This window comes from Streptomyces sp. NPDC044571 (genome assembly GCF_040647115.1).
Taxonomy (GTDB): Bacteria; Actinomycetota; Actinomycetes; order Streptomycetales; family Streptomycetaceae; genus Streptomyces.
Genome location: NZ_JBEZBN010000015.1, coordinates 93,705 through 116,075 on the forward strand (window position 1 = coordinate 93,705; position 22,371 = coordinate 116,075).

Genomic DNA, 22,371 nt, shown 5'->3' on the forward strand with positions numbered 1-22,371 from the left:
CCTTCTGTTCCGGTGGACGGCGGTCGTATGCATCCGCTCCGCCCCTTCGGACGTGCTCGCGATCCGGCCGTTCAAACGTGGGTGCCTGCGCAGCGGGGCAGCCGGGGCGACCTGCGCATGACGGCCCGACTTCGGGGCAGAGCAGACCTGCGAGACCCGCACGGCATGGGCGAGGAAAGACAGGACTGTATGCGAAGCGTCGGCGTGGAAGAGGAACTGCTCCTGGTCAACCCGCGGACCGGTGAGCCGGCGGCATCGGCGGGCGCGGTACTGGCGTCCGCCCTGCTGTCCGGGGGCCGGGCCGCCGGGGCGGACGGGGAGATCCCGCTGGAGAAGGAGCTGCAGCAGGAACAGGTCGAGTTCGCCACGCGGCCCGTGACCCGGATGGACGAGCTCGCCGAGGAGATCCGCCGGTGGCGCGCCGAGGCCGCGCGGCACGCGCAGACCGCCGGCGTGCAGGTGGCGGCGCTCGCGACCTGCCCGCTGACCGTGGAGCCCACCCTCAGCGTGGGCGAACGCTACCAGTGGATCGTCCGGCAGTTCGGACTGCCGGCCCAGGAGCAGTTGACCTGCGGCTGCCATGTGCACGTGTCGGTCGAGTCCGACGAGGAGGGCGTGGCCGTCCTGGACCGGATCCGGCCCTGGCTCTCCGTCCTGACCGCGCTCAGCGCCAATTCGCCCTTCTGGCAAGGGGAGGACACCGGCTACGGCAGCTACCGCAGCAGGGTCTGGAACCGGTGGCCCTCGGCGGGGCCGGTCAACCTCTTCGGTTCGGCCGCGGCGTACCACGAGCGGGTGCGGGCCATGGTGGAGACCGGCGTGCTGCGCGACAAGGGCATGATCTATTTCGATGCGAGGCTGGCCGCCCGCTACCCCACGGTCGAGATCCGGGTGGCGGACGTCTGCCTGGACGCGGCCACCACCGTGCTGGTGGCCGCCCTCGTGCGCGGCCTGGTCGACACGGCCGCGCGTTCCTGGCGGGCGGGCGAGGCCCCCTCTCCCGTCGACACGGGCCTGCTCCGGCTCGCCGCCTGGCGCGCCGCCCGGTCCGGGATCGACGGACCGCTGATCCACCCCGCCACCCTGCGCGAGGACTCGCCCGAGGCGGTCGTCTGGGCCCTGTACGACCACGTACGGGAGGCCCTGGACGAGAACGGGGACTCCGACCGCGTCAAGGCGGGCCTGGAGGAGCTCCTGCGCCGCGGCAACGGCGCCCGCGTCCAGCGGGACCTGCTCCGCTCGACGGGTGATCTCGCCGCCGTGGTCTCCCGCTGCGCGCAGCTGACCGCCGGGGAATGAGCGGGGGAACGAGGGGGCCGGTGGTGCGCCGGAGTCCCCGCTAGTACGCGTTGCGCCGGCGCAGCCGCACCGGGCGGCCGTCCGGATCGACGAGGACGCGGTACAGCGGCATGGCCAGCGTGCGCGCCGGTCGCGACAGCTCCGGCGGGCGGTACGCACGAAGGCGGCCCGGCGGCCTCGGGCCCCGTCCGCCGTCCTCGTACCAGGAGTCCAGCGCGGCGGCGCTCGCCGCGAAGGCCTCGAAGGCGCCCACCGGGTCGCAGAGGACGTCCGGCTCCCCGCCGTCCAGGTGTTCCCGTGCCAGTTCGAGGCGCAGCTCTCTCGCGAAGCGGCGCGCCCCGTCTCCGAGACCGCCCGGATCGCCGGGCCTGCGGGTGTCCGGGCTCTCATCCAGGACCGCACAACTGAGTTCCGAATCGTGGGTCCAGGAGCGGAGGTTGATGTTGTCGGATCCGACCGAGGCCCACACGTCGTCGATCACGCACACCTTGGCGTGGACGTACACGGGGGTCCCGGACCGGTTCTCCAGTCCGTAGACCGCCACCCGGTCGGCGCCCGCACGGCGCAGCCGTTCCAGCGCGGTGACCCGCCCGACCAGGTACATCGGCAGGGTGAGCCGCCCGTCCTGCTCGGGGACGGTGGGCACCACGGCGATCAGCCTGAGCTCCGGGTTGTCCCGCAGCGCCCGGGCGAAGGCGTCGACCACGCTCGGGGACCACAGGTACTGGTCCTCCACGTAGACGAGCGCCTTGGCCCGCTTCAGGGCCTTGAGGTATCCGCGGGCGATGCTGCGCTCGCCGTCGGGGGCGAAGGGATAGCCGCGCAGCAGGCGGTTGGGGTAGGTGCGCAGCACTTGCACGGTGTGGCTGCCGCAGGGCGGCGGGTCCGGAAGCTGGGGCGGGAGGGTGCCCGGCCGGGTGTCCTCGTGCCGCAGGAGTTCGCGCAGCCGCATCAGCGGGCTGCGGCTGAGGGGCGCCGGATCGTCCCAGCGTTCGCGGAAGGCGGCTTCGAGGTCGCCGACGGCCGGGCCGCGGACGGCCAGGTGGACGTCGTGCCAGGGCGGCCGGGGCCCGTAGGCGGCGGCGAGCGGCATGGCCTGGGCGTCGCCGCAGTGGGAGGCGTCGTCGTTGCGGCTGTGGCACAGGTCGATCCCGCCCGCGTACGCGGTGTCGAGCTCGGGACGGCCGGGGTGGCGCAGCACGACGAGCTTCTGGTGGTGGGAGCCGCCGGGGCGCACCCGCATGTCGAGCAGGCACTCGCCGCCGGCTTCCTCGATCTCCTCGCCGAGGTGGCGGTTCTCGGTCTCGCTGAACTGGAACCGGTCCAGGTGGGAGCGCCAGACGAGCCCCTTGACGATCACACCCCGTGCGGCGGCCTCACAGAGGACCGCGCCGATCTCCGTGCCCTCGCCGTCGAGCCGCTCGTCGGGGTCACCGCGCCAGTCGGTGAACAGCAGGAGGTCCCCCGGGTGCAGGGCGCGGATCGCGAGGAGCAACTCGGCGAAGTAGGTCTTGCCGTGGACCAAGGGGCGTACCCGGTTGCCGCTGGACCACGCGCTCCCCCGGAGGTGGCGACGGTCCAGTCGGGTCGCGGGGTTGCCGCGTTCACCGGTGGTGATCAGCCAGTCACTGTGCTTCACGGGCTCGGCCTCCACCCTGCGGCTACCCACTCCGCCCGTTTCATGCCTGACGGGAACGGGTGGCGGACGACCCCGGGGCGCACGGGTGCGCGCCTCCGGTCCACGGTGCTCCGACAGGTGGTCGGTGAGGGAACGTCAAAGGGACTGCGGGAGGCGACGTTTGGGATCGGCCGCAGCGGCCATACGCGTGGTGTCGGTGCAGTCGGCGCTCCCGCAGTCGAGGGGGGCGCCGCGCATCGAGAGCGGTGGTCCGCGCGCGGTCCCCGTCCCCCCGGGACGCGCGCGGACTTGCCGACCGGCACCACGCTGCCGTCCCGCCGCAACGGCCCCCCGGCTCCCGTCCGGCTGCCTCCCCGCAGCACGCGAGCCCGGGAAAGCCCCCGGCGGCCGTTGCCCTCGCAGCGGCCCCCGGGCCCGGCGGGACGGCGGCATCAGTCCCGGGCGATGCCGGTGATGACCGGGTCTCCCAGGGGTGCGGTGTCGGTGGTGAGTCCGGCGGAGCTGAGGGCGGCCCTGGCCAGGGCGCGGGCCTGGTCCTCCGCCGAGGCGGTGTCGGCCGCCTCGACTTCCAGGTGCAGGCTGAAGGCGGGCGAGTCGGGGTAGAAGGACAGGATGTCCAGTTCTTCGGCCGCACCCAGGTCGGTGCTCCTCGGGTCCGAGGGGCGCAGGGCGCGGATCAGCTCGGTGCGCCCTGCCGGAGTGAGTTCGCCGAGCAGGGTGCCGGGGATGGTGACGACGTAAACGGTCATGGTGTGCAGGTGCCCGTCTCCGCGCGAAGGAACCGTGGTAGATGTCTCGTTGAGCCGGGGGGCGACTGCCGCACCCGTCGGCCGGGAGCGAAAGAGGAGCCATGACCGCCGCCGCACCGACGTCCAGCCTCGCCGGATGGCGCCGGGCCCCGTTCGCCGCCGCGGGCCTCGCGTACGACTGCTACGAGAAGGGCGACGGCCCCGGTGTGGTGCTGCTGCCGGAGCTGCCCGGCATCACGCCGGAGGTGCTCGGGCTGGCCGACCACCTGGTGGACGAGGGGTTCACCGTGGTGATGCCCTCGCTGTTCGGTACGCCGGGCAAGCCCGTCTCCTTCGCCCGGACCGCGGCGGTCATCGCCCGCGTGTGCGTCTCCGCCGAGTTCCGCGCCTTCGCCACGAACGCCCGCCGGCCCGTCGCCGACTACCTCCGGGCCCTCGCCCGCGACCTTGCGGCCCGTACGCCCGCCGCGGGGGTCGGAGTCGTCGGTCTCTGCTTCACGGGCGGCTTCGCCCTGGCCGCCGCGGTGGACGACGTGGTGCTGGCCCCGGTGATGAGCCAGCCCTCGACCCCGATGGCGCTGACCCCCGCGCGGCGCGCGGACGCCGGGGTGTCCGAGGGCGAGCTGCAGCGGGTGGTCGAGCGTACGCGCAGCAGCGGGCTGTGCGTTCTGGGGCTGCGTTTCAGTGAGGACCGGATGGCCCCGGAGGAGCGCTTCGAGACGCTCCGCGAGCGGCTCGGCAGCTCCTTCAGGGTCATCCGGCTCGACTCGGCCCCCGGCAACGGCGACGGCTTCGGCCGCCTCGCCCATGCCGTGCTGACCCTGGAGGTCCGCGAGGCACCGGGGCACGCGGCCCTCAGGGCCCGGGCGGAGGTCACCGCCTTCCTGCACGACCGGCTGGACGGCTGAGCGCGTCCGAGGCCCCCTACGGGACGTTGGTCGCGGTCTCGCACCGGACGGCGACGTCGGTTCCCGCGGTGCCGTCGCAGGTGTCCAGCGTGTCGTCACCGCCGTCCAGGACGTCGTTGCCGCCCTCCGCCTCGGGAGCCGGCGCGGCCGGCGCAGTCGGCGCGAGCTGCTGAGGGGGCGTCATGGTGACGGGGGCGGTGGCGGCCGGGCGGGCGGGGCGCTCCTTGCGGGTGCCGTCCCCCTTGCCGTGCGCGACGTGCCCGGAGTTGCTGTCCCCGATGAGGGCGTCGGTGCCGGGGCCGCCCAGGAGCACGTCCTTGCCGTGGCCGGTGGCCGTGGCTTCGGCGGAGGAGTCGCCGGTGATGGTGTCGTTGCCCGCTCCCCCGTCGACGACGTCGCTGCCGCCGCCCGAGGCGTTGATGCCGCCGCGGCTGTCGCCGATCATGGCGTCGTTGCCGTCCTCGCCGAAGAGGACGTCGTTGCCGCCGCCGGTCGCGCTGCCGCCGAAGGCCATGCTGTCGCCGCCCATGCGGTCGTCGCCCGGCCCCCCGAAGAGGACGTCGTCGCCCCCGCCGTCGGCGGCGGCTCCCGTGGTGATCAGGTCACCGCGGATGAGGTCGTTCCCTTCGCCGCCTTCGAGCTGGTCGTTGCCCAGACCGCCCGCGAGGGTGTCGGTCCCGGCCAGGCCGCAGACCAGGTCGTCGCCGCCGCGTCCGTCGATGATGTCGGCGCCCGCCGACCCGACGATGACGTCGTTGCCCTCGGTCCCGTTGATCGTGCCTGCTCCGGTGATGGTCGCCGCGCGTCCGAAGCAGGTGGTCGCGGGGGTGTCCGCGGCCGCTGCCGGGAGGCCGAGCGAGAGCAGCAGTGCTGCCGCCAGCAACGTGTGTGACTTTCGGGCGTGCATGGGACCTCCGGGTGTCGGTGCAGGGGCAGCGTAATTCCGAGGGGAACATAGGGTGCGAATTGCCTATAAGCAATGACATGCCTGGATGTTGGTATGCCTTACGCCCCGTTGGCCCAGCGCGGGCCCGCGGGCCGCGGCGCGTGACGCCTCCCCCGCGGCCCGCGCAGCCTCCCGGCTACCGCCTCCGGTCCACCACCGCCAGCAGCTTCCCGCTCGTCGCCGTACGGGCCAGGTCGGCTCCGTCCACCGGCTCGACCGTGAAGTCGAGCAGCTTCTCCGACACGGCCGAGTGCAGCTCGGGGTAGGAGGCGAGGAAGACTTCACGCGCCCGTTCCGCGTCCGTGACGTGCGAGCGCTCCATGCGGAGGATGAGGCCCTCGCGGGCGGGTCCACTGCTGAGGACGGCCTGGATCTCGCCGCCGTAGCGCAGGTGCTCCGCCGCGATGGAGACGAAGCGCCGGTAGTTGAGGAAGTACGTCGCCACCCGCATCACCTCGCCCAGCCGGCCGAGGAGTTCGAAGCGCGGGGCGTGGCTGCCGCAGGGACAGCGCCCGGGGACGGCCCGGCCGAGGTCGCCGATGACGTAGCGGTCGAGGTGCTGGCCGCGGCGGGCCCGGGTGGTGAAGACGAGCCGGCCGGTCTCCCCGGGCGTCACCGGGCGGTCGGCCTCGGCTTCGACGATCTCCAGGGTGTGCAGGTCGGCGTGGAGGTGGTGGACGCTGCCGGTGCTGTGGGTGCACTGGTAGCCGAGCGGGCCGAGGTCGGTGCTGCCGTAGGTGAGGGAACGGATGACCTCGATGCCGAAGGTCTCGGTGAGCACCCGGCGCTGCTCCTCGGTGAAGTGCTCGCCGCCGTAGTAGATCTTCCGGATGCCGCCGTAGGACCGCAGGAGGTCCGCTTCCTCGTGCAGGAGCTGCCAGAGGTAGGAGGGCATGCCGAAGAGCGTGTCGACCTGGTACGCGGTGATCATCTCGGCGGTGGCCCGGTGGTCGGAGCCGGCCGCCATCGGCATCTGGACGCCGCCCAGGCGCTCCAGGATGGAGAAGAAGCTGATGAACCCGCCGTACATGCCGCCGCAGTAGAGGAGGTTGGCGGTGCGGTCGCGGGCGGGATCGTAGCCGGCGGCGAGGAGGCCGCGGGCTGCGGCGTGCATCTGTGTGTCGTAGTCCTCGTAGCTGAAGAGCGAGAGGGCGGGCGCCGCGGTGCTGCCTCCGCTGCGGAAGTACAGCTCGGCGTCACGCCGGTCGACCTCGCGGTTGAGGTGCTGGACGGCCGCCTTGTCCAGCAGGGGCCCGGCGGGCCGGGGGAACTCGGCCGGGCGGACGAGGTCGTCCAGGCAGGCCGTGGTGGCGAAGCGCTCGTCGGCCTGGACGGCGACGCGGCGGCTGTAGCGCTGGAGGGCGTAGACGCCGTCGTGCGGTTCACCGGCGTAGCCGGCCGTCATGGCGCCGACCGGGGTGACCCGGGTGGCGCCCGCGGCCAGGACCAGGGCGGAGAGCTCGGCGGTGTCGGTGCGGCTGCCCGCGATCCCGGCCGTCTGGAGGTAGCGGCGCATGGGGCGCAGCGTGGCGATCAGGTCCTTGCGGGGCAGCGGCTTGACCCAGACGCTGCGGTGCAGCGGGGAGGCCGTGAGGGCCGGACGGGTGTCGGCCATGACCCGCCAGGTGGCGTCCGGTGCGGCGAGGACCCGGGTGAAGCCCAGGTGCTCCTCCAGCCGGGCGAGGTGCTCGGTGGTGGTCAGTTCCGCGTACTCCGCCGGGTCGAGCTCCTCCCCGGCGGGCGCCGGCTGTGCCGCCAGGGCCGCGGCGAGGCGGCCCGCGCAGGCGTGCAGCTCGTCGGGGTCCCGGGTGTCCAGGTACACGACCTGGGGGCTGGAGCAGGCCTGCTGCTCGAACAGGCAGATGTCCCGGGCCAGGGAGTCCAGGACGGCCTCGTCCGCCCAGGCGTCCGGTGTGAGGTAGGCGAAGGAGATCTTGTGCCCCCACTCCACCAGGCGGCAGCCGGCCGGGACATGGGCTGCCACGCCCTCGACGGCGGCCTCGCCGCCCCAGACCGCGACCGCGTCGGCGGGCGCGCACATCAGGCGCAGCCAGTCCTGGCGGGAGGAGGGGAAGCGGAGCGCGATGATGCGCTCGGCGAGGGCGCCGCTCGGGTCCTGCGCGGCGAGTTCGGCGAGGAGGTGCTGGGCGAGGAGGGTGTCGGCGCTGCTGGTCTTGAGGACGTTGACGTTGCCGGCCAGGAGCCCCTCGATCAGGCTGAGCGGGGCGACGGTGGCGGCGTTGCCGGGGGCTATGTGGGCGACCAGGCCGACGGGCGCCCAGGCCTCGTACACCGTCTCCTTGGCGTCGGGCCGGTTCAGCCGCTGCGGGGCCGTGCCGCCCAGTTCCCGGCGGAGTTTGCGGGTGAGGGCACTGCGGTCGAGGAAGGCGGCGAGTTCGGCGAAGAGTTCCCCGGCCTCCTCCCCCGGGCCCGTCGGCAGGTGCGGGACCAGCCGCTCGCGGATGCGGTGGCCGGGGTCGCGCAGGGCCTCGGCGAGGGCGTCGCAGGCGGCCAGCAGGGTTTCGGTGTCGAGGGGCGCGGCGAGGGCGGCCTCGACGGCGGCGGGCAGCGTTTCCAGGCGGCGCGCGGCCTCGTCGTCGCCGATGAAGGCGCCCTGCCAGTAATGCTGGTTGGTGGTGGTGTCGGTCATGACATGCCCTTCATCAGTTCGGCGGCGGCCACGGCACAGCTGCGGTTGCGGCTGACGCCGGCGCGGCCGTGGATCGTGAACCACGGGGTGCCGAGCTCGCAGCCGCACTCCTCTCCCGGGTGGAGGGAGGCGAGGTCGCCCATGACGACGCTCTGTGCGGGAACGGAGGTGATGTACGGGGACACCAGGTGCAGGTAGCCGCGCTCGCCGTACGCGAGGGGTTCGAGGGTGCGGGTGGAGCGGACGAAGACGCGCGACCAGACGGGCGCGTGGAGGTTGTGGTGCGCGCACTCGATATACGGGATGCAGTGCTCGACGGAGCCGAAGGTGTCGCGGATCCGCTCGGAGGGGATGCCCAGCTGTTCGGTGACACGGGCGTAGAGCTCGTGCTTGCCGATCTGCTGCTCGCTGTGGCCCTTCCAGCCGCCGCCGAGGATGACCAGGGAGCCCGCGGGGAGCTGCAGCGGCGGCAGGCCCATGGCGCGCATGCGTTCCAGGGTGAACCAGAGGAAGGCGGGGAAGCCGAGGATGCGTACGGGGGCGTCGTCCTCGGCGAAGCGGCGCAGTGCGGCGACGCAGCCGAAGGGGTCGAACTCGTGCCCGCCGCCGGTGTGGCGCAGGGCGTACTCGACCGTGCGGGCCGGGGCGAAGTCGCACAGGTAGTTGTCGGTGAACGAGGTGCCCAGCTTCAGGTCGCGGGCGGGTTCGTAGCTGTAGAGCAGGTAGTTGACGGGCTGGTCGGGGGTGATCCAGCCGTTGTGGTCGAAGATGCGGGCGACCATGCGCTGGGCGGAGCGGATGGTCCACTCGTCGAAGAACATCTGCGACTTCTGTCCGGTGGTGCCGGAGGAGGTGAGGTGGAGGTGGACCTCGTCCCCGGGTATGGAGAGGACTTCGTGGCGCTTGAAGAAGTTCGCGTGCACCAGGGGCGCGCCGTACGGGGTGGCGGGCCGCTCGGCGTCGTACAGGCTGCGGAAGAAGGGGGACCGGTCGCGGTGCCAGGCGTTGATCTCCGCCATGGCGGCGGTGAAGAGCTCTTCCCCGGCCGGACCCGAGGTGTAGGGCGCGCTCAGGTCGCACAGCTGCTGCACGTGGGCGAGGGCGGCGGGGTCGGGGACGTCCACGGGGGCGAGATGGGGGTTCGAGGGCATCGAAGGGTTCGCGTTGTTCGCAGGGCTCATGGGGCAACCTCACGTGAGGGCAGATGTGTCGACGCCCAGGCCGACACATAGGAATCGAGGAAGGGCTGGAGCGGCGGGTCGACGACCACGCCGCGGAAGTCGATGTGCTCGGTGGTCCGGGACATCACCACGTAGTCGTGGAAGCCGTCCCCGTCGCGGCGCATGGCCGGGTAGAGGGCTCCTGCGATGAAGCCCTCGGCGGCGAACGCGGAGAGCCCGGCGTGGTGTTCGAGGGGCACGAGGGCCTCGACGTAGCCGGCGCCCGCGCGGGTGAGGGTCCGGGTGACCTGCTCCAGCCGGCCGGCGGCGGCCGCGGGTTCGGGGTGGGCGGTGACCAGGGCGCAGTACCCGCCGGTGCGGTTGAGGTAGGCGTACACCTCGAAACTGCCGTCCTCGGGAGTGAGCAGGATGTTCGGGGTGTGCAACGGGTAGAACCAGCGGCCCTGGTCGGGGAAGTGTTCCTGGAAGCGGCGGCGGACGAAGGCCGGTGCCTCGATCATCTCCAGCGGTCGCGGCGCGGGCCCGGCCGGGGTCGGCTGCGGCGCCGTGGGCCGGGTCGTTGCGTAGCTGATGCCGAGACTCGCCCCGGCCGTACGCAGGAGCGGCATCAGGGAGGCGGGCACCTCGTCGACGGGGACGCGGCGGTCGAGCACCCCCGGTGCGTGACGCGCGTAGAGCGCGAGGCTTTCGCGGCTGCTGAGCTCCACGGCATTGGGCAGGATGCCGAGGGGGCGGAAGCCGTTGCGGGCCACGACGCGCTGCGGTCCGGCGCTGACCGTACGGACGGTGGCGTACACCGAGTCGAGGGTTCCGGTGTCCAGGGTGGCCTCGCACAGTGTCTCGGTGAGCAGTCCGGCGCACCCGGAGCCGCGCTGGTCCGGGTGGACGGCGAGCCCTTCGAGGCGGCCGACGCGGCTGCCGGGCTCGCTGTGCACGGCGGCCGAACCGGCGAGGGCGCCGGTGCGCGGGCAGCGGGTGACGAGCCAGAGGGTGTGCGGGTCCTGGATGAGCCGGGACATCTCGGCGGGGTCGGTGCCGAGCGCCGTGGGGTAGTGGGGCCCGTAAACGGCGTAGTAGAGCTGGCGCAGGTCGGCTATGTCGGCCGGAGTCGCCTGTTCGATCACGGTGGTCACCGGGCGCCCCCCGCAGCGGTTTCGGCGGATCCGGCTCGGGTGTCGGCTCCGGTCTCGGCTCCGGTCTCGCTTTCGGTTTCGGTCTCGGGTGCGCGCGTCGTGTCGCAGGCGGCCTCCGCTCCCGCTGCGCCGGGGCGCTCCGGCAGCAGGGCCAGGGCGAGGGCGGCGGGGACCAGTCCGGCCGCTTGGACCAGGCACAGCGTCCGGGCGGAGAAGTGATCGCCCAGCACCCCGAAGAGCAGCGAGGCGACCGGGAAGGTCGCGCCGAGGACGGCCTGCATGACGGCGAAGAAGGCGGGCTTGTCGGCGGCCGGCACGAGCCGCTGGAACAGGGCCACGAAACGCACCCCGATCACCCCGACGCTCCACCCGGCCACCAGCAGGGAGCCGGCGAGGACGGGCCGTGCGGCGATCAGGCCGGGAAGGGCGAGCGCGAGGGCCATCAGGCCCAGGCAGGCCGGGCCCACCACGCCGGGCCGGCCGGGCACCCGTGCGCCGGTGAAGGAGCCGATCAGCGTGCCCGCGCCGAGCGATGCCTCCAGGAGGGTGACCGTACCGCCGTCACCGTGCAGCACCGAGGCGGTGTACAGCGGCATGACGACGAAGACGGCCGTGGTGAAGAGGTTGGCCGCGGTGAAGCAGAGCAGGACGGCCCGGACGTACGGCAGCGCGCCCAGGATCTGACGCAGCGTCCGCCGCGGTGCCCCGCCGTCACCCGCAGCGGCGTCCGCGACCAGGGCCGCATCCGGTTCGCCGGCCGGGGGCCGTGCGGCATCGGCGGTGCCGTCCGTGCCGTGGAAGCGTACGGTCGCCACCAGCAGCGCGGCCACGGCGTAGGCGGCGGTGCAGCCGACGGCGAGGCCGGCCATCCCGGCCCCGTCCACGACGAGGGCGCCGAGCATGGCTCCGCCGAGGCTCGCCAGCGACTGGGTGGACAGCTCGAAGCCGGTCGCGGCCTCGATGTCCTCGTCGTCGACGAGCTCGGGCACGGAGGTGGTCAGGCACGGGTCGAAGAAGGCCTGGCAGGTCGCCAGGGCGAGTCCTCCCGCGTAGGCCGCGGCGACCGGCAGGTCGCTCACGCCGGCCCAGCCGGCGAGCGCAGCGGCGACGACTCCCGCTCCGGCGGCCGCGGCGCGGAGCAGTGAGCGGTGGGCGAAGCGGGCGATGGCGCGGGCGATGACCGGGGCCAGGGCCACGGCGGGCAGCGTGCTCACGGCCATGAACAGCCCGGCCGCGGACCCGCCGTCGCCGGAGGCCGCGTAGGCGATGAGCCACCAGGAGGCGCCCACCTGGAACATGCGCATGCCGGCCTGCGTGAGCACTTGGGCCAGCCATACGGTCCCGAACATGCGGTTGCGCAGGACGAGGGGCACCCGGCGGGCGGGGGCCGTCGCGGCGGTCATGCGGTCGGCCTCTCGTCCAGGACGCGGACGAGCTTGCCGGAGCGGGAGTTGACCGCCAGGTCGCGGTGGCGGGCCCACTCGACGCGGAGCGGGTGGACGAAGCCCGCTTCCACGCTGTCGGGGTAGAGCGGCCGGGCGGTGTTCAGCCCGGTGACGACCCGCCGGGCGAGGACGTCCAGGTCGTCGGGGGTCTGGCCGGGGCCGGTGGCCAGGCGCAGCACCAGGCCGTCGCGGCCCTCCCAGCGGCGGACGACGAGCTGCATGCCGGTGACGCGGCCCTCGGCATCGGCAGCGGCGACGGCGTTCACGGTGTCCTGCCAGTGCAGGGAGACGGGGCCGACGCGTACGCCTTCCTCGGCGCGGCCGAGGATGCGGAACGGGCCGCCTTCGGTGGTGGTCCACTCCGCCCGGTCGCCGGCGGGGTAGCGGATGACGGGCATCAGGCGGCGGAACAGCTGGGTGACGACGACGCGTCCGGGCCGTCCCGCCTCGCGTATCGGTTCGCCGGTCGTCTCGTCGAGGATCTCGACGACGGTGTGCGGGGTGAAGGGGCGGTGGGTGCGGGGGTCGGGGCCGGGTACCGGCCTGCCGAGCAGGCCCCCGTCCACGCTGGCGTAGCCGAGCGAGCGGGGCTCGGCGTTGGGGAAGGCGGCCCCGAGGAGACGGCGCTGGTCGGCGAAGAGCACCTCGCCGCCGAACAACAGCAGTTCCACGTAAGGAAGTTGCCGACCCTGGGAGATCAGGTGCTCGGCGAGGCGGCACAGGGTGGTCGGAGTGCCCGCGACCACCTGCGCCGTGAAGTCCTCCAGCGTGGAGACCACCGACTCGGGCGGGGCGGCGCCGCCGATGGGCAGCCGGACGTTGGCCAGGGGGGCGTGGGCGAGCGAGTCCAGGATGAACAGGAAGCTGGCGTAGAGCTCGCCGGCGTAGAAGAGGTCGGCCACCCGGTGACCGGGGCGCAGGCCCGCGTCGGTGAACCCGGCGCCGAAGGCGGTGACGAACTCCTGCCATTCCTCGCGGGTGTAGTACGAGAAGCGCGGCGTGCCGGTGGTGCCTCCCGTCTTGAAGACGACGGCCTCCGTGAGGGGGGCGGTCAGGACGCGGTTGTCGCGGAGGGTGTTGGCGGCCCAGAACGCGCTCTGATCCACCACCGGCAGGTCGGTGATCCGCGTCACCTCGGGAGGCAGGTCCGCGTAGAGGTCGGCGTAGAAAGGTGAGTTGTCACGGGCGAAACGCACGAGGTCTGAGAACTGCTGGACGGGCATGCTGCCTTTACCTGAAAGATGGAAGATGAAAGTTGAAATAGACGGGACCAGACGAGGGGCCGCAGCCAACGGTGCACCTGGTGCGCACAGTTGCCGGGCCGGTCACAAGCTGATGCCCATTCACATGATGGAACACCGGGAACGTACGGCCAAATCGAACGGGCCCTCCCGGCCAATGAGGGCAGCCTTCCGGCCTGCCGGGCCGAAACCGCGCCGGCGGCCGAAAATCGGGAGGGCCGGTCCGCCCGCGCAGACGGGCTCCCCGCCTCGCGGGAAATCACGCGGAGGCGGGGAGCCCGGGACGGACGAGGGGGCGGCGGGCCGTGGTCAGCCTTCGAGGACCGGTACGGCAGCGGGCCGGTCGGCGGAGGCCGGGACGGCCGCGTCCGCATGGTTCGCCTTGAGCACGGCGTAGGCGCGGGAGAGGGCCTGGGTCCGCACCGGCCTGCGGGCGGCGAGCGCGGTCAGGTCGCCCGCGCACTGGAGTTCCCACCGCGGAAAGCGGCGGCGGGTCCTGGCCATGGGGGCGCTGGGCGCGAAGTACAGCATGGTGGTGTTCTCGTGCGGGTTGTGCGCCGAGCCCTCGTAGACCATCCGGCCGGAGGTCTCCAGCCGGTCCGCCAGCCGGGCGAGGGCGCCCGCCTCCGGCCGGTCCATGAACAGGCCCACGTGGTTCTCGAAGCCGTGGACGCGCTCCTGCGTGCCCACGTCCTCCTCGTAGCCGGGGCTCGACCGCGGGAAGAGGAAGACCTCGACCTCGGGTGCCGGGCCGGCCGTGACCCGCAGCCGCGTCACCCGTATGTCCACATCATCGGGGAGCCCGTAACGTTCCGCCAGACGGCGCTTCACCAGAACGCTGGGTATCGTCGCCGATGCGGTCCAGCCGTTTTCCTCGAAGTACTCCAGAGCGGATTCCACCGTTTCCGGGAACACCAGTGTGGCGCAATGGGAAACAATGCACCTGCTCCCTATTTCCCGTTTCAGGCCGTCCGGTATCCAGGGCGGCAGGAGGGCGTCGAGGGATTTCCTGGAGGCGTGGTGGGCGTAGTCAACAGCATGCTGGAGGCGCTGGACGTCGCACGGTTCGAACGTCACATTATGCATGTCGCGGCCTTTCTGTTGTCGACACCCGATTAAAGTCATGTCACTCGTGAGGGTGCACTCGGCCGTAGCCTGATCGGGTGAACAACCGCCGCCCTGTGCACGAGGCCTCGGCGGCGCTGCGGTTGTGCTCCCGGGTGAACCGCCGCATTTTTGTGGAGGGGTCTTTCCAGGAGGGCAGAGCATGTCCCCGTACGGCAGAAGGAATCCTCCGCGCATCCTGATCGCCGGTGCCGGAATCGGCGGATTGACCACGGCTTTGAGTCTTCACGCGGCCGGACTGGACGGCGTGCGGATCGTGGAGTCCTGCCCGCAGCTGCGTGCGGTCGGTGCGGGGATCAATCTGCAGCCCGCCGCGGTGCGGGAGCTGAGCGAGCTCGGCTTGGCCGAGGCGCTCGACAGGACCGCCGTGGCCACCTCCGCGCTGGAGTACCACCACCGCTACGGCGGCCTGATCTGGTCGGAGCCGCGCGGGCGCGCCGCCGGCTACAACTGGCCGCAGTATTCGGTGCACCGGGCGCACCTGCAGGAGCTGCTGCTGGCGGCGGTACGGGACCGGCTCGGCCCCGAGGCGGTCGTCACCGGATGCCGGCTGGTCCGCTACGAGCAGCACCGCGGGCGCGGCCGGCCCACCGTGACGGCGTACACGGCCGGGCGGGACGGTCCGTTCTCCTGCGACCTGCTCGTCGGCGCGGACGGCATCAACTCGGCCGTACGGGCGGCCATGTACCCGCACGAGGGACCACCGCTGTGGAACGGGATCCGCATGTGGCGGGGGTTGACCGAGGGGCTTCCCTTCCTCGACGGCAGCACGATGGTCATCGTCGGCTGCAATGCCCGGGTGAAGGCGGTGGTCTATCCGGTCACCCGACCCGGCGCGGACGGCCGGTGCCTGCTCAACTGGGTGGTGGAAAGCCGTGTCGAGGGGGCCGAGGGCACGGCGGTCGTCCCGAACGGCCCGCGCGACGGCGGCGAACCCGACTGCGCCGTACCGCCGCAGGAGGTGCTGGCGCACCTGGAGGGCTGGCGCTGCGAGTTCCTCGACCTCCACGCCGTCGTTGCCGGTGCACCCAGGATCGGGCAGTACCCGATGATCGACCGCAACCCCCTCCCCGCCTGGACGGACGGGCGCGCGGTCCTGCTCGGCGACGCGGCCCATCCCCTGTACCCGACCGGTTCCAACGGCGCCTCGCAGGCCATCGTCGATGGCCGGGTGCTGGCGTACGAGCTCGCCCGCCACGGGGTGGACGAGGCCCTGGCGCGGTACGAGGCGGCCCGACGTCCGCAGACCACGCGTCTGCTCGCGGCGCACCGCCGACTGGAGCCCGACCCGGTGCTCCGCCAGGTGGAGGCCCTCGCACCCCACGGTTTCACCGACATCCGCCACGTGCTGCCGGACGACAGGCTGGCCGGTATCCGGTCCTGCACCCGCCAGGTGACGGGAGTGGACGCCGAAGCGCTGAACGCACGTTCCTCGTGGAGCCCGGCATGAAGGGCACGAACGGCATGAACAGCTTCAACCGCATGAACCGTATGAACGGCACGCACACCTTCCGCATCCCCCGCAGGCGTCCGGCCGCCGCCGTCGCGCTGGCCTCGGCCGCCCTGGTGGCGGCCCTGCTGCCGTCCCTCGGGCAGCCGCCGGACACCTCGCCGCGCTCCGGCTCCGCGCCGCGGACCGCGACCTGCCGGGACGGGACCGGCGCCGCGGCCTGCTCCCTGTACGGCCCCGCCGCCGGACTCGGCAACGGCACGATCAGGGCGTACAGCGCGTACGAGGGCGGGAAGCCCGAGGAGTTGGGGATCTCGCTCACCGCCTCGGCCCTCACCGGGCTGCCCACCTCACCCACCGACGGCAAGCACTGCTTCGACGCCGATGCCGACGGGAGCCGTGACCCCGTCCACGAATGCGTCGGCGGCCACAGCCGCGAACTCGCCCTGCCCGCCGCCCCACCCGCCTCGACGGGGCCCGCACTCCCCTTCCAGTGGGCGCTGTTCAACTGGAACCCGTACGGCCACAATCCGCACGGCCGCTACGACGTCCCCCACTTCGACGTGCACTTCTACCTCGTGCCCCAGCAGGTCCGGGCGGGGATCAGGACCGGGAGCTGCGCCCTGCTCATCGCCTGCGACCAACTGGCCGCGGCCGCGAAGCCCGTCCCGGACGCCTACCTGCCGGCGGGTTACCCCGCAAGCAGCCCGCAGACCGCCGAAGGCGCCATGGGCGCGCACCTGGACAGCCGCCCTCCGACCACCGGGACCCTCAGCGGCCAGACCCTCATCTACGGCGCGTACGCGGGCGAACTCGTCTTCATCGAGCCCATGCTCACGAAGGCGTTCCTCGAACGGCAGCGCACCGCGGCCGGGCACCGCACCTGCGAACCGGTTCCGCAGCCGGCCGCATGGCGGACGCCCGGCTGGTACCCCACCCGGTACTGCACGGCCTACCGGCCCGACCAGGGCGACTACACCGTCTCCCTGACGGACTTCGTGCCCTCGGCCGGGGTCCGGCCCCTGGTTGCCGCCGGCCGGTGAGGGTTGCCGGCCCCGCCGGGGGTGCGGACGCCGCTCCACCCGCGTGGCGCAGCCGCCGCGCCCGGTGGGCAGCCGTCACAATCGGGGCTGTCCGTCACGCAGTCTTTTCACCCATTTGGGGGTAGTTCGTGTACGCAGCCGTGGTCCACGCCCTGGGAGATCCGCCCCGCTACGAGTCCGTGCCCGAGCCCTCCCCGGCGGCCGACGAGGTGGTCGTGGAGATGCTGGCGGCCGCGCTGTACCCGCTGGTCCGCTCCTTCGCGTCGGGTGGCCATTACACGGGGGATGACGCGCTGCCGCTGATCCCCGGGTTCGACGGGGTGGGCCGGACCCCGGAGGGCAAGCTGGTCTACGTGCCGGGGGCGGAGCCTCCGCACGGAACGATGGCCGAGCGGATCGCCGTGCCGCGTGCCGCGCTCATGCCGGTTCCGGAGGGGCTCGATCCGGTCGCTGTCGCGTCGGTCATGAACCCCGCGTCCTCCGCCTGGATCGCCCTGCGGGAGCGGGGCCGGCTGCGTACGGGAGAGTCGGTCCTGGTCCTCGGCGCCACGGGGAACGCCGGCCGGGCCGCGGTGCAGCTGGCGCTGGACCTGGGCGCCGGCCACGTGGTGGCGGCCGGCCGGGACCCGCAGGGACTGGAGGCCGCGACGCGGCTGGGCGCACACCGGACGGTGGCGCTGGACGGCTCCGACGAGGAGGTCGCCACGGCCTTCGGCGCGGCGGCGGGCGACACCGACATCGTGCTGGACTACCTGTGGGACCGGCCCGCACAGCTGGCGGTCGACGGAATCCTGCGCCGGCGTACCGATCTCACCCGGACCCTTCGGTGGGTGCAGGTGGGCTCCGCGGCCGGGCCCGACATGACCCTGCCGTCGGCCTGGCTGCGCAAGGCGGACGTGCTCGTCAGCGGAAGCGGCCTCGGCTCGATCTCGGGCGCACGGCGCAATGCCGCCCTGCGTGAACTCCTCGCCCGGCTGCCCGCGTTGACGCCGACCACGGAGGTCGTGCGGACGGCGTTGGCCGATGTGGAAGGTGCCTGGGGATCGGCGGTGCGCTCGGGCTCCCGGATCGTGTTCCTCCCCGGGGGAGGCGACGACGACCCCGGGGCGGCCGAAGCCCTCAGCGGCCGTGAACCGGCCCGCCCCTGACCGGTCGGTGGCGGGTCCTCGCAGGTCAACGCCTCGCGGAGGCCGATGAGGCGGGTTGGTGCGAGCCTGGGACGAGGGCTCGGGGCGCCGTCGACCGTGGAGGGCCGTCCATGAACTGCACACCGAGAAGTGCCCTGACCAAGCTTTCGTCCGTGCTGCTGGTGGCGGGCCTCGTGACGGGAGGGATGCTGACGGGCGCCGGTTCGGGGGCCGCCGCAGCGGGGAGCCCCTCGCTGCGGGCCCCGGCCGCCCCGTGTACGGGAAACCAGGCCGTCGCGACCGCTGCCCACCGGACGGTGGTGAGCCAGGTGGTGATCACGGTGGTCAACAAGGGCCGAAAGCCGTGCGTGCTGACGGGCTTCCCCACCGTGGCCCTCGCGGGTCTGGGTTCACCTGCCAAGAACCGGCCCCTCAACGTCGTCCGCCAGGGGAAGGCGGCGCCGGTGCGGTTGGCGGTGGGCGGCCGGGCCTCGACGCAGCTCTCCTTCACACCGGTTCTCGGTGAGGCGGACGGATACTGCGTCTCCGGCGCCACCCCGACGGTCGCCCCCACGCTCGTGGTGGGCGTTGCGGGCACGCGGTACCAGCTGGCGCCCGATGACGGAGGCGAGTTCGCGCTCTGCGGCAACAGCGTCCGTGCCACGGCCTTCCGCGCGAGCGGTTCCTGACGACGCCTGCTCCGCCTTGCTCCCCCGCCCGGCCACGCCCTCCCGGCCGGCCGTGTCGGCCGGGAGCGGCGGTCGGGGCGGTGACCGCCGGTGCGCGGCGCTCCGCGGTCAGCTCACGGCCCAGGTGTACTTGTCCCCGCCCTCCCACCGGATGACCGCCGGGTCGTCGAGATCGGGGTGGGCGATGCCGATGGAGATGAGCAGCCGGACCACGTCGATCACGTCGTGGGCCCGGCCGAGCACGTCGCCGCGGACCTGCACGATGCGAAACGGCGGGCTGCCCGGATAGACGGGGGACACGACCACCCGCGAATAGGTACCGCCGGCTCCAGACTCAGTCATCACCAGGCTCCTCACTGCACGACGCCGTGCTCGCTTCCATGCTCCGCAATGACACGCGACCCCGCTGCCCGGCGTCCGCGGCCGTTCACGCTCCCGGGGGGCCGTGCGGGTCGGGTGGCGGCTGCGAGCGCAGCAGGAGCAGGGCGATGTCGTCGGTGCGGGGCGCGCTCCGCCGGGAGTGGCGGATGAGGTCGTCGGCCAGCGCGTCGAGGGGCTCGTCCTCGCGGGCCCGGCCGATGCGGTCGGCCACGGCGCGGATGGAGTCCTCAAGGTCCACGCCGGGGACTTCGACGAGGCCGTCGGTGTAGAAGGCGAGGAGCGTGGCGGGGGTGAAGGGGATTTCGACGGCGGTGTAGGCGGCGCCGGGGTCGATTCCCAGGAGGAGGCCGGGCGGCAGGTCCAGCATCGCGGCGGCGCCGCCGGGGCGGCGCAGCACCGGTGGCGGGTGGCCGGCGGACGCCAGGTGGGCGGTCCGCCGCGCGAGGTCGATGTGCGCGTACAGGCAGCTCGTGAAGAGCCCCGGTTCGAGGTCGGTCAGCAGCCGGTTGGTTCGGGCCAGGACCTCTGCGGGAGGTGCCCCGGCGGTGGCGTGGACGGCGGTGCGGACCTGCCCCATGAGGGCGGCCGCGGTGACGTTGTGTCCTTGGACGTCGCCGATGGCGGCGGCGACGGTGGTGTCGTCGATGCGGATCAGATCGTAGAAGTCCCCGCCGATGTCCAGGCCGTGTGCCGCGGGCAGGTATCGGGCCGCGACGTCCAGGTGGCCGACGCGGGGCAACTTGTGCGGGAGGAGACCGGTCTGCAGGCTGTGGGCGAGCTGGTGCGTGGAGTCGTAGAGGCGGGCGCGGTCCAGGGCCTGGGCGATGAGCCCCGCGATGGAGCTCAGGACGGCGCGCTCGCCGGGGGCGAAGGGGTGGGGGCGCGAGTAGGCGAGGACGAGCGAGCCCACGGGGCGGTTGGAGGCGATCAGCGGCAGGAACGTCCATGCGGACATCCCGTCCCGGATCACCGCCTCGGGATAGGCGGCGAGGAATTCGTCCGGGTTGGCGAAGAACAGGGGGGTGCCGGTACGCAGCACCTCGGTGGTGGCGTTCTCGGTGGTGAGCGGAGCCCCGTCGTACCGGGCCATGAGTTCGGCGGTGTAGCCGCGGAATCCGACGATCCGCAGGCGGTGCTCCTCCACCATCAGCAGGGCCATGGCCTCGGCCCCCAGAGCGGGTACGAGCTGGTCGGCGGCCTTGTCCACGACGTCCCGCGCGTGGGCCGTCTCGGTGAGGGCGGCCGCCAGGTGCATGAGCTGGTAGAGGGCCGTGGCCCTGCTCGGCGATGACGGCGGGTGGACGGGTGCGGGAGCGGCGTGCGTGGTCGGGGTGATGCGGACGCTGATGCCCGTGTCGTCGGGGTACAGCGCGAAGTGCAGGTGCCGGCCGCTGGGGTGCGCGGCGGTGAAGCTCCGGGGCAGGCGGCTGATGGCCGCACCCCGGTAATGGTCCTCGATGGTGGGGGTGTCCATCCAGGGAAGTGCTTCCCAGGGCAGCGCTCCGCGCAGGTGGGACACGGAGGCGCCGAGGAGATCGGCCGCTTCCGGGGTGATGAAGATGATCTTTCCGTTCAGGTCGAGGGCGCAGTTGCCCCCGGGCAGGCGCCGGATGAAGGCCAGGGCGGCGGCCGCCTCCACCGGCCCGGGGGTGGGCGGAGGCAGTGGGCGCAGGATGACGGGCCGCGCCGCCGGCTCGACCGGCTGCCCGTCGTCCGCGGCCCGGCGCAGGATGCCGCCGAGGGCCCGGCCGAGGGCCACCAGTGCCTGCCGTTCGCGTGCGCCGAGCTCGGGGCCGTGCGAGCCGGGCCACAGGAGGACGACGCCCGCCCCGGCCCGTACGGGGCGCTCGGCCGGCTCCGCGGGCACGGGAGCGGCCGCGAGCGCGAAGTCGTAGGGCAGGACCAGACCCAGGCGCGGGTAGCGGGCCGCGGTGTCCTCCTGCCCGCTGAGCCAGACGAGGCGCTGGTCACGGACCGCGTCGGCGACCGGAATGGGATCGTTCAGTCCGACGCGGGACCAGGGGGCGGCGAAGTCGTGGGACAGCCCGGCGGTCAGGGCCAGATGGAGGACGTCCTTCGTGGGACCGGGCAGGTAGAGCATGCCGATGGACGCGCCGGCCTCGCCGCACCCCTGCACCAGCGCCTCCCCCAGCGCCTGCTGCCCTGCCCCCTGCTCGCGCCCCGGAACGTTCTGCACACCACCATGGTGTCCCCACCTGCGCCCTCGCCGCCGGACCTGCCGGGTCCGGCGAGCCTCGGCCTGCCCGGGGCCCCTTCCGGCGGGGGCGGGTGGTCGGCGAAGATGCGGGGGTCCTTCCCGTTGCAGTGCGAGGAGCGTTGTCGTAGATGTCCGCTTCCGGTTCCGGTGCCCGGCCGCCGACGATCGCCGATGTGGCCCACGCCGCCTCCGTGTCGCGGACCACCGTCTCGCACGCCCTGAACGGGATCGGGAAGGTCGACCCCCGGACCCGGGAGCGCATCAAGGCGATCGCCGCCGAGCTCGGGTACCGGCCCAATCTGCGCGCGCAGCGGCTGCGGCGGGGGGAGGCGAAGGCCATCGCCCTGGCGTCGTCGATGCCGTTCGCCGTCGCGGGCGGGCCTTCCCGGCTCGGCTTCTACATGGAGGTGGCCGCCGCGGCGGCCGAGCGCGCCCTGATGCACGGCTACGCGCTGGTCCTCGTACCGCCCGTCCGGTCCGGCTCACCGCTGTACTCGGTGGACATCGACGGCGCGATCGTGGTGGAGCCCGAGACGGACGACGTGGCGATCGCACAGCTGCGTGAGCGGGGGCTCCCCTACGTGGCGCTGGGGCGCCCGGTGGCGCCGGGGGACGAGGCCCCGTACGTGGACCTGCGCGGGGTCCAGGTCGCCGAACTGCTGCTCGCCCACCTGCGCGAGCAGGGGGCGCGCCGGCCGGCGCTGATCGTCGGGGCCGGGTCCCGCCATTCCGGCGTCGACGCGCGGGACGTCTTCGAGCGCGCCGCGGCCCGGCACGGCTGGGCCCCGCTGGTGGCGAGCGCCCCGGAGGAGGGCGGTGAGCAGGCCGGGTACGACAGCTGCGCCGCCCTGCTGGCCGAGCACCCCGGGATCGACGCCGTCTGCGCCCTCGTGGACACCTTCGCGGTGGGGGCCGTCCGGGCGATCCTCGACAGCGGCCGGCGGATCCCGCAGGACGTCCTGGTGGTCACGCGGTACGACGGGCTGCGGGCACGGACCTGCCAGCCGCCGCTGACCTCCGTCGACCTGCACCTGGACCGTGCGGCGTTCGAAGCCGTGGAGCTGCTGCTCGGCCGGCTGCGGGGGGGGGGGGGGGGGGGCGGGGGGGGGGGGGGCCGCCCCCCCCCCCGGCCCCCCCCCCCCGGGCC

Annotated in this window: 18 protein-coding genes; 7 read left to right on the top strand and 11 right to left on the bottom strand. The window is 73.4% G+C overall.

All coding sequences use genetic code 11. The annotated features are described in order from the left end of the window. The first annotated feature begins 189 nt into the window (after positions 1 to 189). Positions 190 to 1,299: a glutamate--cysteine ligase gene (locus tag AB0B01_RS10865; RefSeq protein WP_361715617.1), complete on the top strand. Its 1,110-nt coding sequence runs from the start codon at positions 190 to 192 to the stop codon at positions 1,297 to 1,299. A 40-nt stretch (positions 1,300 to 1,339) separates the two neighbouring features. Here AB0B01_RS10865 and AB0B01_RS10870 read toward each other — a convergent pair whose 3' ends face one another. Beyond that, complete coding sequence (locus AB0B01_RS10870) at positions 1,340 to 2,938, bottom strand: phospholipase D family protein (protein ID WP_361715620.1); 1,599 nt, start codon at positions 2,936 to 2,938, stop codon at positions 1,340 to 1,342. A 431-nt stretch (positions 2,939 to 3,369) separates the two neighbouring features. Beyond that, on the bottom strand, positions 3,370 to 3,687 hold the full coding sequence (locus AB0B01_RS10875) for a hypothetical protein (protein WP_361715623.1): 318 nt from the start codon (positions 3,685 to 3,687) through the stop codon (positions 3,370 to 3,372). Between the two features lie 101 nt (positions 3,688 to 3,788). Here AB0B01_RS10875 and AB0B01_RS10880 point away from each other — a divergent pair, with 101 nt between their 5' ends. Beyond that, on the top strand, positions 3,789 to 4,595 hold the full coding sequence (locus tag AB0B01_RS10880; RefSeq protein WP_361715626.1) for a dienelactone hydrolase family protein: 807 nt from the start codon (positions 3,789 to 3,791) through the stop codon (positions 4,593 to 4,595). Between the two features lie 16 nt (positions 4,596 to 4,611). Here AB0B01_RS10880 and AB0B01_RS10885 read toward each other — a convergent pair whose 3' ends face one another. The 7 genes from AB0B01_RS10885 to AB0B01_RS10915 form a co-directional block, all read right to left on the bottom strand. Then, positions 4,612 to 5,478: a hypothetical protein gene (locus AB0B01_RS10885; protein ID WP_361715629.1), complete on the bottom strand. Its 867-nt coding sequence runs from the start codon at positions 5,476 to 5,478 to the stop codon at positions 4,612 to 4,614. A gap of 199 nt (positions 5,479 to 5,677) precedes the next feature. Next, positions 5,678 to 8,191, bottom strand: coding sequence for an aldehyde dehydrogenase family protein (locus AB0B01_RS10890; protein ID WP_361715632.1), 2,514 nt, complete (start codon positions 8,189 to 8,191; stop codon positions 5,678 to 5,680). Continuing rightward, positions 8,188 to 9,372, bottom strand: coding sequence for an acyl-protein synthase (locus AB0B01_RS10895; RefSeq protein ID WP_361715635.1), 1,185 nt, complete (start codon positions 9,370 to 9,372; stop codon positions 8,188 to 8,190). Before AB0B01_RS10895 ends, AB0B01_RS10890 begins: the two co-directional genes overlap by 4 nt. Further along, the gene (locus tag AB0B01_RS10900; RefSeq protein WP_361715638.1) at positions 9,369 to 10,505 is read right to left on the bottom strand and encodes a GNAT family N-acetyltransferase; all 1,137 of its coding nucleotides are present in this window, start codon (positions 10,503 to 10,505) and stop codon (positions 9,369 to 9,371) included. Before AB0B01_RS10900 ends, AB0B01_RS10895 begins: the two co-directional genes overlap by 4 nt. Next, positions 10,502 to 11,908: an MFS transporter gene (locus AB0B01_RS10905; RefSeq protein WP_361715641.1), complete on the bottom strand. Its 1,407-nt coding sequence runs from the start codon at positions 11,906 to 11,908 to the stop codon at positions 10,502 to 10,504. Before AB0B01_RS10905 ends, AB0B01_RS10900 begins: the two co-directional genes overlap by 4 nt. Next, positions 11,905 to 13,173, bottom strand: coding sequence for an AMP-binding protein (locus tag AB0B01_RS10910; RefSeq protein ID WP_361715644.1), 1,269 nt, complete (start codon positions 13,171 to 13,173; stop codon positions 11,905 to 11,907). The genes AB0B01_RS10905 and AB0B01_RS10910 overlap by 4 nt, the downstream gene beginning before the upstream one ends. A gap of 327 nt (positions 13,174 to 13,500) precedes the next feature. Then, complete coding sequence (locus AB0B01_RS10915) at positions 13,501 to 14,106, bottom strand: hypothetical protein (protein ID WP_361715647.1); 606 nt, start codon at positions 14,104 to 14,106, stop codon at positions 13,501 to 13,503. Positions 14,107 to 14,458: 352 nt separating this feature from the next. Here AB0B01_RS10915 and AB0B01_RS10920 point away from each other — a divergent pair, with 352 nt between their 5' ends. The 4 genes from AB0B01_RS10920 (at position 14,459) to AB0B01_RS10935 (ending at position 18,625) form a co-directional block, all read left to right on the top strand. After that, the gene (locus AB0B01_RS10920) at positions 14,459 to 15,766 is read left to right on the top strand and encodes an FAD-dependent monooxygenase (RefSeq protein ID WP_361715650.1); all 1,308 of its coding nucleotides are present in this window, start codon (positions 14,459 to 14,461) and stop codon (positions 15,764 to 15,766) included. Further along, the gene (locus AB0B01_RS10925; protein WP_361715653.1) at positions 15,763 to 16,809 is read left to right on the top strand and encodes a hypothetical protein; all 1,047 of its coding nucleotides are present in this window, start codon (positions 15,763 to 15,765) and stop codon (positions 16,807 to 16,809) included. Before AB0B01_RS10920 ends, AB0B01_RS10925 begins: the two co-directional genes overlap by 4 nt. A gap of 128 nt (positions 16,810 to 16,937) precedes the next feature. Next, complete coding sequence (locus AB0B01_RS10930; RefSeq protein WP_361715656.1) at positions 16,938 to 17,957, top strand: zinc-binding alcohol dehydrogenase family protein; 1,020 nt, start codon at positions 16,938 to 16,940, stop codon at positions 17,955 to 17,957. A 110-nt stretch (positions 17,958 to 18,067) separates the two neighbouring features. Continuing rightward, on the top strand, positions 18,068 to 18,625 hold the full coding sequence (locus tag AB0B01_RS10935) for a DUF4232 domain-containing protein (protein WP_361715659.1): 558 nt from the start codon (positions 18,068 to 18,070) through the stop codon (positions 18,623 to 18,625). 108 nt (positions 18,626 to 18,733) lie between these two features. On the opposite strand, the gene AB0B01_RS10940 is transcribed toward AB0B01_RS10935, so the two are convergent. Next, complete coding sequence (locus AB0B01_RS10940) at positions 18,734 to 18,967, bottom strand: hypothetical protein (RefSeq protein ID WP_361715662.1); 234 nt, start codon at positions 18,965 to 18,967, stop codon at positions 18,734 to 18,736. 85 nt (positions 18,968 to 19,052) lie between these two features. Beyond that, on the bottom strand, positions 19,053 to 21,203 hold the full coding sequence (locus tag AB0B01_RS10945; protein WP_361715665.1) for a GAF domain-containing SpoIIE family protein phosphatase: 2,151 nt from the start codon (positions 21,201 to 21,203) through the stop codon (positions 19,053 to 19,055). Between the two features lie 149 nt (positions 21,204 to 21,352). Between AB0B01_RS10945 and AB0B01_RS10950 the strand changes: the two genes are divergently transcribed. After that, on the top strand, positions 21,353 to 22,371 hold a 1,019-nt coding region (locus tag AB0B01_RS10950; RefSeq protein ID WP_361715668.1), incomplete at its 3' end, for a LacI family DNA-binding transcriptional regulator.

Coding starts and splice junctions, on each gene's coding strand:
- AB0B01_RS10865 (WP_361715617.1), top strand. CDS start 190: ATGCGAAGCGTCGGCGTGGAAGAGGAACTGCTCCTGGTCAACCCGCGG.
- AB0B01_RS10875 (WP_361715623.1), bottom strand. CDS start 3,687: ATGACCGTTTACGTCGTCACCATCCCCGGCACCCTGCTCGGCGAACTC.
- AB0B01_RS10880 (WP_361715626.1), top strand. CDS start 3,789: ATGACCGCCGCCGCACCGACGTCCAGCCTCGCCGGATGGCGCCGGGCC.
- AB0B01_RS10890 (WP_361715632.1), bottom strand. CDS start 8,191: ATGACCGACACCACCACCAACCAGCATTACTGGCAGGGCGCCTTCATC.
- AB0B01_RS10895 (WP_361715635.1), bottom strand. CDS start 9,372: ATGAGCCCTGCGAACAACGCGAACCCTTCGATGCCCTCGAACCCCCAT.
- AB0B01_RS10905 (WP_361715641.1), bottom strand. CDS start 11,908: ATGACCGCCGCGACGGCCCCCGCCCGCCGGGTGCCCCTCGTCCTGCGC.
- AB0B01_RS10910 (WP_361715644.1), bottom strand. CDS start 13,173: ATGCCCGTCCAGCAGTTCTCAGACCTCGTGCGTTTCGCCCGTGACAAC.
- AB0B01_RS10920 (WP_361715650.1), top strand. CDS start 14,459: ATGTCCCCGTACGGCAGAAGGAATCCTCCGCGCATCCTGATCGCCGGT.
- AB0B01_RS10925 (WP_361715653.1), top strand. CDS start 15,763: ATGAAGGGCACGAACGGCATGAACAGCTTCAACCGCATGAACCGTATG.
- AB0B01_RS10935 (WP_361715659.1), top strand. CDS start 18,068: ATGAACTGCACACCGAGAAGTGCCCTGACCAAGCTTTCGTCCGTGCTG.
- AB0B01_RS10940 (WP_361715662.1), bottom strand. CDS start 18,967: ATGACTGAGTCTGGAGCCGGCGGTACCTATTCGCGGGTGGTCGTGTCC.